The organism is Desulfoconvexum algidum (assembly GCF_055382125.1).
Genome location: NZ_AP042394.1, coordinates 2,981,282 through 2,993,047, shown reverse-complemented (window position 1 = coordinate 2,993,047; position 11,766 = coordinate 2,981,282). Strand labels below are relative to the sequence as shown.

Here is an 11,766-nt window from a genome sequence, read left to right as displayed (position 1 = left end):
CGGTCAAAATCCTCTGGGGATCTTGATGCGGTTTCCTGATTTTTTCTTTTTTTGAGTTTTGAGTTGGCATGTTTGCCCTCCGTTTTTCTTTTCGGAAGGGCGTGGTTTAGACAGGTTTTTTAACGTCTCCTGAATGTTTCATCCCAATGGTTAATTTATAGTTTCCGCGTGCGGAAAGATGGTACTTGGTCTTGCTATTTTTTATTCTTATCACCCCCTTTAGTTTTTCTTTCGATATATTGTGCCTGGGCAACAGCTTTTGAACATAGCGCAGAACAATAAATTTTTTCTCTGGCAGTCGCCTGAAAAAAAGGTGTGCCACATTTTTCACAAACTTTAAAACGATCAGCCGGCAATTCCTGACAAAGATAAGCGACGACCTCAAAGTATTTAACCGATATAATCTTGCATTCCATTTCAACATCAATCTTTGACTCGGGATCGAAGCCTTCCGGCATATATCTTTGAACATATTTGTTTGTCTCAGGGTCAAAGATGATCGTGATTGTTCCGGTGAAAGACGATAGTTGGTGGTGTTCCGGTTTTTCTAAAGACTGTCTGACTTCTGATACCTGTTCCAGTAAACAACTTTGAACTCTTACCAGGGCAGATTTGACTCTTTGGGGTCCCAAATCAGCTTTAAACATTTCACTATACTTGTCCAGGGTTTCTGCAAATTCCTGAAATGGTTTTGTTGAAATATCTCTTAATAATAAATGGGGGTACTCGCCAATCAAAGCTTCAAGTTCCGGCTCTGTTAAGTTCTGGATATTGAGTTTGGAAAACTTGTTCAGCTTTTCCAGGTCATCAAAAAAAATCCTGATCTTGCTTGAATCCGTTTTTGAAAATTTCTTTTTAACAGCCATTGGATTTTGTCTCCCGTTAATATGATATATAATATGGTATATATTTAACCATTGGTTATATTAATGTCAATAGTTTTTTTATCATTTTTTCTTGACTTACTGATATTAAATGTTATAGTTTTTGAATTATAAACAAGGAGAAAAAAATGAACTTACTTATTTGGCACGTTAAAAATATCAAACCGCCTTAATCCGCTATCGTGAATATTAGTGTAGACACAGCAGACAATATTTTAACTAAATAATTTTTAAGGAGATTTTAAATGAATAAATTTAAAATTGTTGAAGACAGCACTGAAGACAAAACTGTAGCCAATACTGTTGAAGATATTATAAAAAGCTCCACAGAGCTTGTGGATCAAAATGAACGCTTAAATGTTTCAAAAAAAGGAGAAAAAAAGATGAGTTTAGAAATGGATAAAGATGTGGAAAAAAGCATTAATGGTGAGTTAATAGATAGTTTGAGACATATTTTTAGAGCCCTTTATGTCGATATTATGTTTGATGATGGCAAAGGTAACTTTGCTACTTTAGATGATCTCTGTAGGATTGAATTGGACTATGATATGCCAAACAGTGTTGACATAACATTTGCCAGCAACTCTAAACCATGTGATGTTGCAGAATTTGCTATGAACATTGTCAAAATAACAGATATTTTAGACATACCTGTTTTTGTATTGAATGACCATGAGCAGGGTTCAATATTCAATGGTAAAGATGTTTATTCTGGAAAGGATATTGAGAACGTTGAATAAATTTTTATGATGGAAGGGGTTTCGGAAAAAACCGATGATGTTACTAATGCCTGCAAGGGTTGAAAATATATTTTACTGCAAAAAAATAATTTAATTTTTATTAGGGATATCAATCCCGCTATGATGTTACCTCCGAAACTCCCCTGAAAAGGGGGGAAATGGAGCAATGAAAGAACAAGTCAATCCATTTGACATAGCATCCGAATCTGGCATAATGACAGTTGAGGAGACCGCCGAGTACCTCCGGAAAAGTACATCTTGGGTGTACAAAAACTGGAAGATGCTTGGTGGTAGGAAGCTTGGAGGTTCTCTATTTTTTCCAACAAAGGAGGACCTTTATGAGTGTTTATTCGGTAAAAGGAAAGGGCTGGAGATACGACTTCACCCTGAAAGGAATCAGGCACACAGACACCTGGTTCAAGACAAAAAGAGAAGCAAAAAAAGCAGAAGCGGAAAAAAGAAAGGAGGTGTTAAACCCGGAACAGCAAATGATAACAGACCCGATTCCAACAGACATGGAATTCTTGGAACTGGTTAATAGACGGTTGGACCATATAAAAGAGTATAATTCTGAACAGCATTACACTGATCATATTTATTACGCCAGGCGGTGGTGCTCATACTGGAGTGATAAGAAGTGTAATGAAATTACCGTTGATATGGTTCAATCTTTTCTGCTGAAACGGAAACGAGATGTTTCAGCGATTACAGCTAACAAAGAACTTCGTTTGTTGAGAAGTCTGTTTAACTTTGGAATTAAAGCCCCAAGAACCTGGTTTTCCAACAACCCGACAGTAGGCATAGAATTTTTTCCGGTCGAAAAAAAAGAAAAGTATATTCCTTCCAAAGAGGATGTGGTGAAGGTTATTGCAGTAGCAGATCCTTCTATCCAAGATTACCTCTGGACTATGATTTGCACCATGGGCAGGATGAGTGAGGTTAACCGACTGAAATGGAGTGACGTCAATCTGGATGGTAAATACCTGGTCTTATACACGAGAAAGAAAAAAGGCGGGCATTTAACACCGAGACGGATTTCATTGAATAAAAAATTATTCGGTATTCTTTCCCAAAGGTACAAAGACCGTGACAAAGATAAACCCTGGATTTTTTGGCACAGATACTGGAGCAGAAAGATAGGGGAATGGGTGGAAGGACCATACAGAGACCGAAAGAAAATAATGACAACACTATGCAATAAAGCTGGAGTGAAGTATTTTCGGTATCATGCTTTGAGACACTTTGGTGCATCTATGCTTGATCATGACAACGTTCCAATAGGGACCGTCCAGAGAATACTTGGGCATGAAAACAGGCTGACAACGGAGATCTACCTTCATTCGATAGGGGAGGGCGAGCGTGTTGCAGTTGATTGTTTAGATCGTTGCTTTGAATGATTTTCTCACACAGATTCTCACACAAAAGCAACAAGGCTCTTAACGAATATCGCTAAGAGCCTTGTAATTAATGGTGGGCCGTCAGGGAGTCGAACCCGGGACCTACTGATTAAGAGTCAGTTTGTTTGTGATTTTAAGTGACTTGTAGTGAAAAAGAAAAAAGATGGAGATGGTTGACGTTGCTGATTTTGAAGCGTATTGTGAAGCCAAGTGACGTTGGCTGAAGTTCTGGCAAAGGGTGTACCATGGATGTACCAAGGACAAAAAGGACTCTTCCTTGGTCGCAGCCAACTTGGCTACACAAACCGAGGGAGAGTGAGAATATGTCAAGGAAATGGTATCCATCTGGGGTTCCTGGTGTAAGATATCGAAAACATCCGACCAGGCTAAATGGCAAGCAACCTGATCGGTATTACGCTATTTATTACAAACTTCACGGGAAGTCAATCAATGAGGGAATAGGGTGGAGCTCGGACAAAATCACACGGGATGTAGCGAATGAAATACGAGCTGCCCTGCGGAAAAATCATATTGCAGGGGAGGGGTACCAGTCCCTTAAGGAAAAAAAACTGCTGGAGGAAAAAACCGCTGCTCGGGTTGAAAAAGATAACACTACATTCACGGACTTTTGCCGGGATGTGTATATTCCGTTGCAGAAAGTTAATACCAAACAGAAGTCCTATTCACAGGAAGAGCGAAATATACGGATCTGGTTAAAGCCAGTAATCGGTCACCTGCCTTTTAAAGACGTTACAGAGGGTCACCTGGAGACGGTTAAAAAGAATATGATAGATGCCCCACGGAGCCCCCGGACGATCCAGTATGTGTTCACAACGTTTGGTCATGCGTGGCGGCTGGCCAGTAAGAAAGGGGTGGTGTTCGGGCAGTCCCCAAAAGCAGAGATTAAGTTACCAAAGGTTAATAATAAATCCCTGAGATTTTTTTCCCGGGAGGAGTCTAAGGATCTCCTTGCAGAGATCAAGTCGAGGTCAAAGCAATGGAGAAATATTTGTTTGATATCTCTCCATACGGGAATGCGCCTTGGAGAGATATTTCATTTAACATGGGGGGATGTAAATCTCCAGACAAAAATGGGGACTGCCCGTGATACGAAATCTGCAGGCCGAACCCGCTATGTATATTTTACTGAACAAGTCAACGATATCTTGAAATCCCTGTTTAGAAAACAGCGGTTCAATGAAATAATATTTTTGAGTAAGACCGGAGAGGAGATTAAAGATCCAAGTGATAGTATTTCCAGGTCTATCGAAAAATTAGGCCTGAACTTTGGGGTGTCTGACACAAGACATAAGGCTAAAGGCCACACCTTTCGTCACACATACGCAAGCTGGCTTGCCCAGTCCGGCAAAGTCACGCTTTATGAGCTAAAAGAACTGCTCGGGCATCAAACCATTCAGCAGACAGAACGATACGCACATCTCTTACCGGATGGGATCAAGACAGCGGCGTCAAAATTCGAGGACATTATTTCCTGACACCGAATAAAAGCAATGGACCCACCAACGACGGTCAAGATAAGACATGCGGGTAGGCGTATGGTTTTCAAATATGATGACACTGAAGCAATCAGTGAAAAAAACAAAAGTTAATCTTTAAAACCCTTATTTAATAAGGCTTCAACCGAATACTCGAATTCCAGATAATCGGTAAACCCGACGATATATTTACAATGTATGCCAGCCAAGCAAAGGTTGTGGGCTTCCCTGAGGAAGTTATGCACTCCAATTCAGATTAGGAGGATGTTAATAGTTTCAGTTATGGTTGTTGGTTTATTCTTACGGCCATTCATCTAAAGATTCAGTACCTTCATTCAGCCTGTTTATTAATTCTCCCAAAGAGATATTCTCATTTATATGGAGAGTGGGGTTATTTACCAAATATCTTATCCGATACCTATTTGGCTTCAAAAACTGCACTCGTTTACCTATTCGGCTTCAAATTTTGAAAAATCATATATTGAACTGGTATTCTTAACAATGGCAGGTCCTGTGAAAGTTACAGATAGGATACTAATCCTTGAGCCCGCTCGACCAACAAAAATAATAGTCACCTTATTTTCGGAGAACCCTTACCTTGGCGGTAATTAGTGTAATAAATTTCCCCTGGACAGTTTTTATCTGGGCATGTTAGTCTCGAATTAAATTGATTTTCCAATGATCGGTAACATTTAAATATTCATTATATCGGGTGCCGTATAATCATTTGGGTGTTCGCAGCACAACGGTCCTAAAAGTTAATAAACAGCATTTTTAAGAATAGTAATGAGGAAAGAGCCAAATGAAGAATTGGTTTACAATAGATCAAATTGATAAGGAAACTTATATCATCAGCGAATACCGCCACTGGGAGGAAACGCATTGTTACCTCCTGAATGGATCTGAATATAGTCTGCTGATTGATACTGGCCTTGGAATTTGTAATATTTATAAAGAAGTCATCAAGCTAACTGATAAGCCGGTAATCGCTGTAGCTACCCACATTCACTGGGATCACGTTGGTGGTCATAAATATTTTCCAAATTTTTACGCCCATGAGGATGAATTAAACTGGCTTAGCGGAGAATTTCCTCTGACGATTGATCAGATTCAAGACATGGTTGTTGACCGCTGTGATCTGCCGGAAGGTTTTGATGTTTTTAAATATGAATTCTTTCAGGGTAAACCAACCAGAGTGCTAAAGGGGAATGACGTAATCGATATTGGAAACCGCATTGTTCAAGTAGTTCATACGCCCGGGCATTCACCGGGCCATATGTGTTTTTGGGAAAAGAATAGCGGTTATCTTTATACAGGAGATTTGGTTTATAAAGACACACTGCTTGCTTTCTTTCCGTCCACCGATCCAGAAGCATACCTCAATTCTCTGGCCCACGTTTCTGCTCTTCCGGTGAAGCATGTGTTCCCCGCACATCACACTTTGAATATTCAGCCTGAAATTCTGGCCAGAATGCGTGATGCTTTCCAGCAGTTGCAAGATGAAGGTAAATTGAATCATGGCAGCGGAACATTTGACTATGGAGATTGGTCTGTATGGCTATAATGAATCAATTTTTTGATGAACTGAAACTGGAACAGCACCCGGACAAGACATTGATCGGCAGAACACAGCGTGGTTTTGATTTTCTTGGGTATCATTTTACGCCTGATATGCTGTCAGTTGCAGGCAAGACCATAGAAAGGTTTACGGAACGTATATCCCGGCTTTATGAGCAAGGTGCGGACTCATTGCGCATCGGGCAATATGTTTCCAGATGGATAGATTGGGTTGAGGCGGGTTCTGGGAGGATCTATAAAATAAGTGAGGGGATAGAACCACAAAATGGCTCCACCCTCTTTTTTTTAATAATGATGCTCAATTTAAAGTTTCTTTCTGCTGACCCCTACAAGACCTAAAAGACCAAAGCCAAAGAGAACCATGGTCGCTGGTTCCGGCACCTGCGCTACGCTGAACGACATCCACGCCACGTATCTGAAATCAGTTGCCTTCGGTCCGCCTACGTTATTTGTTTCCCAATTGATCGATGATATTGATGTTTGTCGAACTGCTAATGCTGCAAAATCCGTCAGGTCGATTTGGTGGGGTATCAGGACTTGTATGGCCGCATTTACCGATCCTATGTCTGTTATTCCTGATGCTTTGCCGTCGAGAAATGATGCGATAGATGATGCTGCAGATAGAGCGCCATTATAGTCATTCATGAATAAATGGCTTGTCATGACAACTTATATGATTGGCATCAACATTAATCCAGATTTCCGGTGATGTATTATTTTGGTATCCATGACAATTTCGGTGGCTGAACACTCCACCTTCGGATACTAATTGTTGAGTCGGAAAAATCGGAAAACTCAATTTTTTATATTTACCTGATTTTGCGGGAACCCTTTCCAGGGCAGTTATTAATGTATTAAATTTAGTGTAACGTTTGCTTCACCGCCTCCGGATCAGCTCACTCTATACCAATATCTTTATCTAAATTTCGTAGTTGTATTTCCTGTATAATTTCTTGTGCTTTTTCAAATGTAAAATTATATTTTGCTGTGATACCCTTTAGGGCTTCCAACTTTACTTCAAAAATTGGGTTTTCACCTTTGTTTCGATTTAATAAAATTTTGAATTGTTGTTTAAAATCGATTTCTATTTTATCAAATAGATCATCAGGTATTTGATTTATATCCATATTTTGAAATGGAATTATTTTCCCCATTTAATATCCCTATTCGTAAATTATGACATGAAGTGTAAATTTAATGGAGAATAACACTCTCAGTCAGAATTTGTCCATAGGAAGGTTAATACATAAAATAAGTATACAGCTCTGGCGTGATCCGGGCTATTCTCTATGCCGGATAGACAAAATTCAGTTCTGAACCAGTTATATAGATAGATACTGCACTACAAAACGAGCTTATTTATGGTATTATTATTTTGATTTACGGGAGAATGGTAGAGGTTGTCAAAAGAGGGACCACCGAAAACTATATAAGGAGGGTGAGTAATAATGCTGGCAGAACCAGAATGTAACAAGAGAAAATGCAAGCATTTTCAGGGCGTAATCCTGAAGTAACTGAAACGGTGGCGTGTGCGGCCTTCCCAGAAGGAATACCGGCTGACATTGCCTATGGTGTGGATCTGCACCTAAAGGCCAGAGAAGATCAAGAGAACGACATTGTTTTTGAATTGGACGAATAAAAAACAGTATAGGCAAGAAAACAAAGAGGTTTTGCGTATTCAGGGGGTAACGGACCTTCCAATGAGAATAGCAAGAGAAGTTGCAGAAATGGCAAAAGGTGGCATAGGTGCCGCAATAGAGGTGAAGCAAAACATTTAAAAGGAAAACAAAGGAAAGGAACTTGAAAGGTAAATACCATGGCAGTGTCAATTGAAGAGAGAAGAAAAAAAGACAGGGAAAGAAAACGCAAAGATCGGAAAGACATAAAAGACGGTTATGTAATCCAACAAATGAAAAAAAATTGTGGTTTCACAAGCAATCAGATTTCCCCTGAATTAATTGACCTCTACAGGCAGCATATATCGAACCATAGATTAATTAAAGCACTTGAACAAATGTCAAAAGAGGGTAGTCTATTAGACCGGATAAAGGAACTGGAAGGGTAATTGTTATAGAGGGAATAGAGAAGGGGAAAATTTCAGACAGGGGGCTGGCTTTAATGACCACAGTGACCGATCCCCAGAACACCGCCGGCCTCAGGAGCACACAGTCCCCGACCAGCATTTCCCGGGTCGGCAGATTCAACGATTCATTAAAGGCCATAACGATGCCGCCAAAAGCTATTATCAGCCCCAGAATTTGAACCTGGGTAACTGGAGCAGATCACAATAATGATGACACTGGGCAACTGGTGAAAAAAATGAAAATGAATCTTTAAAACCCTTATTTAATAAGGCTTCAACCAAATACTCGAATTCCAGATAATCGGTAAACCCGACGATATATTTACAATGTATGCCAGCCAAGCAAAGGTTGTAGGCATCCCTGAGGAAGTTGTGCACTTCAATTCAGGTTACCCATAAAGGAGTTTCTGGAATGCTTCTTTGAGCAAAAAACTTTCCAGGGGAGCCAATGAAAACTCGAATGATTTATATACACTCTTCACATGAATTTCTAATCCGATGTTTTGTTTCAATGTGGATATCGGATAGGGGGCTGTTACCAACTTCAGCTATGGTTGTGGTGAGTACCTTCATTTAGCCTGTTCATTAATTCTCCCAAAGAGATATTTTTATTTATATGGAGAGCGGGATAATTTACCAAATATTTTATCCGATACCTATTTAACTGGCATCAAAACTGCATTCGTTTACCTATTTGGCTTCAAATCTTGAAAAATCATATATTGAATTGGTATTCTTAACAATGGCAGGTCCTGTGAAAGTTACAGATAGGATACTTAATCTTGACCTCGGGATAAGGCTGATATTCAACAAAATATATTAATAAGTTTATTTTTTCGTTCTCCACTTAATGAGGAGATTCTTCCGATGTTGTCTGAATTTATCAGACCAATAATTAGGTTTTTTTTTAATCATTTCTTCACATCCATATTGATTAATAATATCTTCAAGAACTTTGGGGGGGCAGTCTTTTATTTCATATATATTGTTCGCCACAATCAACTGTTCCGCAGTTAAGAATTTTGCATTCTTGAAATTAGCCCCTTCAAGGTTAGAGTCCATTAGGTTAGTCCCTTGAAGTTCTGCTTCCCTGAAATCAGCCCCTTGAAGTTCTGTACTCTGGAGATTAGCTGCTTGAAGTTCTGCATTCCAAAAGTAAGCCCCTTGAAGTTTTGCACCCCCGAATTTAGCCCCTTGAAGTTCTGCATGAATGAAATCAGCTCCTGCAAGTTCTGTATAAATGAAATCAGCCCCTGCAAGTTTTGCGTATGCAAACTTAGCCTTTTCAAATTCTGCCCCCTTGAAGTCAGCCTCTTGAAGTTCTGCTTCCATGAAATTAGCCCCTTGAAGTTCTGCATTTTTGAAATTAGCCCCTTGAAGCTTTACCTTCCGGAAATAAGCCTCTTGAAGTTTTGTATTCCGGAAATCAGCCCCTTGAAGTTCTACATCCACGAAAGAAGCTTTTTCAAATTTTGCCCCCCTGAAGTCAGACCCTTGAAGTTTTGCACCCGAAAAATTTGCCCTTTGAAGCTCTGCCCCCCTGAAGTCAGACCTTTGAAGTTTTGCACCCCTGAAGTCAGCCTCTTGAAGTTCTGCTTTCATGAAATAAGCCCCTTGAAGTTTTGCACCCCTGAAGTCAACTTCTTGAAGTTTTGCTTCCCTGAAATCAGCCTCTTGAAGTTTTTTATCCCATTGTTTTAGTATTTGTTGCCGAAAAGCAACGGCACTTATGAAAGGTTTTTTTTTCTTGTTATAAGTTTGATAATAAGAATCAGAATATGGGCCATATACAAAGGATTTAAAAATACTATTAGGGCTATATATAGATGGTTTTACCGGTATTCCTTCATTTAAAATACCCATAAGGCGGTCGTTTGAAAAGCTTGCACCTGCCGCTACTTGGGTTGTAAACGTACTGTATCTGAATTCTATTTTATCAAGTCGGCTTTCATATCGCTGAGAAGTAAAGGCATACGCAGCAAAATATAAACCGATCAGCCACACTATACCAGCCGGAAAAGGGGCCTTTAAGGTCGGAACAAACTTACTCACAAGATAAGCCACCCCTGTATAAATGAAAAACTTATCTTGATAAAAATGATGCCTATCTTCTTTCTTTGTTAATGCGAAAAAAATTAAAGGTACGGTCAAAAAAAACATGAAAGATATTAAAATGGTGCTCTGATTTTCAGACATGATAATAATCCTTTTGTTTGGAGAACGAATGATAAAACACAATATAGCCCAAGTTTTTGAAAAGGGGCAAGAAAAAAGAGTCCACTTATTACATAAATAACCTTACAGCGCTGGCTTGATTCGGGCAGCTCTCTATCAGTCATCCAAAGAATTCACAATTGGTTTGGTATCCTTTATAATTTAAGCACTCAAATACTCCACCTTCGGATACTAATACTTGAGTTTGTAAATATGTATTCTTGTACCCTCCAGAGTTGATTTATTGAGGCAATCAAGGGTAATAAAGATGAATGCAAGTATTCGCTCTCCAGAAGTATTAAACGTAGGTTACATGATGTACGACTACGACTCTCTTGACAAATTATCATTCTCTCTTATTCTATTGAGATACCACATTGTGGTCATTTTAATCATTCATAGCTAACAATAAATTAATTATAGCTGTTCGATATTTTCTCGCTATTTATTATGGTACGGAAACATAAGGGGGACAAAATGATTATTCACCAGAGGGAAATAAGTTATTCGAAGAACTATTCGGAGTTTTTTGAGACACTTGTCAAGATCAAGGAATATATGGGGGAAAAATATCCTGAAATCTCGATAGATCTCATGTACAATTTAGCAGGACAGAGGGGCCGAGCAACGATTCAGACACGCTATGCTTCGCTGGCTGACTACGAGCGAATCGATGCCGAAGTTGATAACGACGAGGAGTATTCGAAGCTGTTTGAGCCTATCATAACTGCTACCGGGGACCTGCCCGTAGATCAGTTCTATCGCATAATTTAAAAACTACAGCCACATTTATTCAGACGGCACAAACACAAAGAATTCGTTATACCAAAATGGAGGTATTCAAAAATGAGTGATGATAAACAGAAAACATTATGCGCCCATATAGAAGAAGAGTTGCAGGTCAAAGACCCAAAGGCCTATATTGCACTTATCAAACCGGCCACCCATTACTGCGGGGGCTGTGGACGCAGCGCAGCAAAGGCCGAAAATGTGTGTAAACCGCAAAAGTTTTAATAAATAAGGAGCAGCCCCATGGAGGATCTCCATCGTAAACCTTTTGAATCCTGCCGGATGGGGGGATCCCTTGATGACCCCTGAAGAGATTAAGGTTCAGAGAACCAACATTCCATATTGGGAAATCGTTGACGTCTGCGGTGTGAAAAAATTACACAGGGAATTTAAGTTTAAAAACTCTCAACAGGCCCTGGCCTTTACCAACAGACTGGGAGAGATTGCAGAGAAAGAAGACCATCATCCATCCATCTTAACCGAGTGGGGCAGGGTTTGTGTGACTTGGTGGACCCATACGGTACAGGGGCTTCATATCAATGATTTTATCATGGCCGCCATGACGGACAGGCTTATATAGCGTAT

The 11,766-nt window shown here is 39.7% G+C and carries 15 protein-coding genes; 11 read left to right on the top strand and 4 right to left on the bottom strand.

Annotated features, from left to right (window positions below; genetic code table 11):
- Positions 1–194: 194 nt before the first annotated feature.
- A complete protein-coding gene (locus ACZ45G_RS13840; protein ID WP_464179071.1) occupies positions 195–737 on the bottom strand; it encodes a hypothetical protein in 543 nt (180 codons plus the stop codon).
- A gap of 392 nt (positions 738–1,129) precedes the next feature.
- On the opposite strand from ACZ45G_RS13840, the gene ACZ45G_RS13835 reads away from it, so the two are divergent.
- The 5 genes from ACZ45G_RS13835 (at position 1,130) to ACZ45G_RS13815 (ending at position 6,434) form a co-directional block, all read left to right on the top strand.
- A complete protein-coding gene (locus ACZ45G_RS13835; RefSeq protein WP_464179069.1) occupies positions 1,130–1,624 on the top strand; it encodes a hypothetical protein in 495 nt (164 codons plus the stop codon).
- 338 nt (positions 1,625–1,962) lie between these two features.
- Positions 1,963–3,021 carry a tyrosine-type recombinase/integrase gene (locus tag ACZ45G_RS13830; protein WP_464179066.1) on the top strand — a complete coding sequence of 353 codons (1,059 nt, stop codon included), beginning with the start codon at positions 1,963–1,965 and terminating at the stop codon, positions 3,019–3,021.
- Positions 3,022–3,344: 323 nt separating this feature from the next.
- Entirely contained in the window at positions 3,345–4,517 is a 1,173-nt protein-coding gene (locus tag ACZ45G_RS13825) for a tyrosine-type recombinase/integrase (protein WP_464179063.1), read from the top strand.
- 802 nt (positions 4,518–5,319) lie between these two features.
- Complete coding sequence (locus ACZ45G_RS13820) at positions 5,320–6,081, top strand: MBL fold metallo-hydrolase (protein ID WP_464179061.1); 762 nt, start codon at positions 5,320–5,322, stop codon at positions 6,079–6,081.
- Positions 6,072–6,434, top strand: a complete 363-nt coding sequence (locus ACZ45G_RS13815) for a hypothetical protein (protein ID WP_464179059.1) — start codon at positions 6,072–6,074, stop codon at positions 6,432–6,434. Before ACZ45G_RS13820 ends, ACZ45G_RS13815 begins: the two co-directional genes overlap by 10 nt.
- Here ACZ45G_RS13815 and ACZ45G_RS13810 read toward each other — a convergent pair.
- Both ACZ45G_RS13810 and ACZ45G_RS13805 read right to left on the bottom strand, forming a co-directional pair.
- Positions 6,399–6,740: a PEP-CTERM sorting domain-containing protein gene (locus ACZ45G_RS13810; RefSeq protein WP_464179057.1), complete on the bottom strand. Its 342-nt coding sequence runs from the start codon at positions 6,738–6,740 to the stop codon at positions 6,399–6,401. The genes ACZ45G_RS13815 and ACZ45G_RS13810 overlap by 36 nt on opposite strands.
- 251 nt (positions 6,741–6,991) lie before the next feature.
- A complete protein-coding gene (locus tag ACZ45G_RS13805) occupies positions 6,992–7,249 on the bottom strand; it encodes a hypothetical protein (RefSeq protein ID WP_464179055.1) in 258 nt (85 codons plus the stop codon).
- 326 nt (positions 7,250–7,575) lie between these two features.
- Between ACZ45G_RS13805 and ACZ45G_RS13800 the strand changes: the two genes are divergently transcribed.
- The 3 genes from ACZ45G_RS13800 to ACZ45G_RS13790 all read left to right on the top strand — a co-directional run bounded on the left by ACZ45G_RS13800 (position 7,576) and on the right by ACZ45G_RS13790 (position 8,357).
- The gene (locus ACZ45G_RS13800; protein WP_464179053.1) at positions 7,576–7,734 is read left to right on the top strand and encodes a hypothetical protein; all 159 of its coding nucleotides are present in this window, start codon (positions 7,576–7,578) and stop codon (positions 7,732–7,734) included.
- A gap of 177 nt (positions 7,735–7,911) precedes the next feature.
- Positions 7,912–8,160, top strand: a complete 249-nt coding sequence (locus ACZ45G_RS13795) for a hypothetical protein (protein ID WP_464179051.1) — start codon at positions 7,912–7,914, stop codon at positions 8,158–8,160.
- Positions 8,161–8,213: 53 nt separating this feature from the next.
- Positions 8,214–8,357, top strand: coding sequence for a hypothetical protein (locus ACZ45G_RS13790; RefSeq protein ID WP_464179049.1), 144 nt, complete (start codon positions 8,214–8,216; stop codon positions 8,355–8,357).
- 649 nt (positions 8,358–9,006) lie between these two features.
- Here ACZ45G_RS13790 and ACZ45G_RS13785 read toward each other — a convergent pair.
- Positions 9,007–10,374, bottom strand: coding sequence for a pentapeptide repeat-containing protein (locus ACZ45G_RS13785; RefSeq protein WP_464179047.1), 1,368 nt, complete (start codon positions 10,372–10,374; stop codon positions 9,007–9,009).
- Positions 10,375–10,869: 495 nt separating this feature from the next.
- Here ACZ45G_RS13785 and ACZ45G_RS13780 point away from each other — a divergent pair, with 495 nt between their 5' ends.
- The 3 genes from ACZ45G_RS13780 (at position 10,870) to ACZ45G_RS13770 (ending at position 11,761) form a co-directional block, all read left to right on the top strand.
- Positions 10,870–11,166, top strand: coding sequence for a hypothetical protein (locus ACZ45G_RS13780; RefSeq protein WP_464179045.1), 297 nt, complete (start codon positions 10,870–10,872; stop codon positions 11,164–11,166).
- A gap of 72 nt (positions 11,167–11,238) precedes the next feature.
- Positions 11,239–11,406 carry a hypothetical protein gene (locus ACZ45G_RS13775; RefSeq protein ID WP_464179043.1) on the top strand — a complete coding sequence of 56 codons (168 nt, stop codon included), beginning with the start codon at positions 11,239–11,241 and terminating at the stop codon, positions 11,404–11,406.
- 73 nt (positions 11,407–11,479) lie between these two features.
- Positions 11,480–11,761 carry a 4a-hydroxytetrahydrobiopterin dehydratase gene (locus ACZ45G_RS13770; protein ID WP_464179041.1) on the top strand — a complete coding sequence of 94 codons (282 nt, stop codon included), beginning with the start codon at positions 11,480–11,482 and terminating at the stop codon, positions 11,759–11,761.
- Positions 11,762–11,766: the final 5 nt, after the last annotated feature.

What these genes read in the sequence shown, in the direction of transcription:
- ACZ45G_RS13800 (WP_464179053.1), top strand. Translation starts at nt 7,576, where the DNA reads ATGCAAGCATTTTCAGGGCGTAATCCTGAAGTAACTGAAACGGTGGCG.
- ACZ45G_RS13815 (WP_464179059.1), top strand. Translation starts at nt 6,072, where the DNA reads ATGGCTATAATGAATCAATTTTTTGATGAACTGAAACTGGAACAGCAC.
- ACZ45G_RS13795 (WP_464179051.1), top strand. Translation starts at nt 7,912, where the DNA reads ATGGCAGTGTCAATTGAAGAGAGAAGAAAAAAAGACAGGGAAAGAAAA.
- ACZ45G_RS13835 (WP_464179069.1), top strand. Translation starts at nt 1,130, where the DNA reads ATGAATAAATTTAAAATTGTTGAAGACAGCACTGAAGACAAAACTGTA.
- ACZ45G_RS13830 (WP_464179066.1), top strand. Translation starts at nt 1,963, where the DNA reads ATGAGTGTTTATTCGGTAAAAGGAAAGGGCTGGAGATACGACTTCACC.
- ACZ45G_RS13780 (WP_464179045.1), top strand. Translation starts at nt 10,870, where the DNA reads ATGATTATTCACCAGAGGGAAATAAGTTATTCGAAGAACTATTCGGAG.
- ACZ45G_RS13820 (WP_464179061.1), top strand. Translation starts at nt 5,320, where the DNA reads ATGAAGAATTGGTTTACAATAGATCAAATTGATAAGGAAACTTATATC.
- ACZ45G_RS13770 (WP_464179041.1), top strand. Translation starts at nt 11,480, where the DNA reads ATGACCCCTGAAGAGATTAAGGTTCAGAGAACCAACATTCCATATTGG.
- ACZ45G_RS13775 (WP_464179043.1), top strand. Translation starts at nt 11,239, where the DNA reads ATGAGTGATGATAAACAGAAAACATTATGCGCCCATATAGAAGAAGAG.
- ACZ45G_RS13810 (WP_464179057.1), bottom strand. Translation starts at nt 6,740, where the DNA reads ATGAATGACTATAATGGCGCTCTATCTGCAGCATCATCTATCGCATCA.
- ACZ45G_RS13805 (WP_464179055.1), bottom strand. Translation starts at nt 7,249, where the DNA reads ATGGGGAAAATAATTCCATTTCAAAATATGGATATAAATCAAATACCT.
- ACZ45G_RS13785 (WP_464179047.1), bottom strand. Translation starts at nt 10,374, where the DNA reads ATGTCTGAAAATCAGAGCACCATTTTAATATCTTTCATGTTTTTTTTG.
- ACZ45G_RS13825 (WP_464179063.1), top strand. Translation starts at nt 3,345, where the DNA reads ATGTCAAGGAAATGGTATCCATCTGGGGTTCCTGGTGTAAGATATCGA.
- ACZ45G_RS13790 (WP_464179049.1), top strand. Translation starts at nt 8,214, where the DNA reads ATGACCACAGTGACCGATCCCCAGAACACCGCCGGCCTCAGGAGCACA.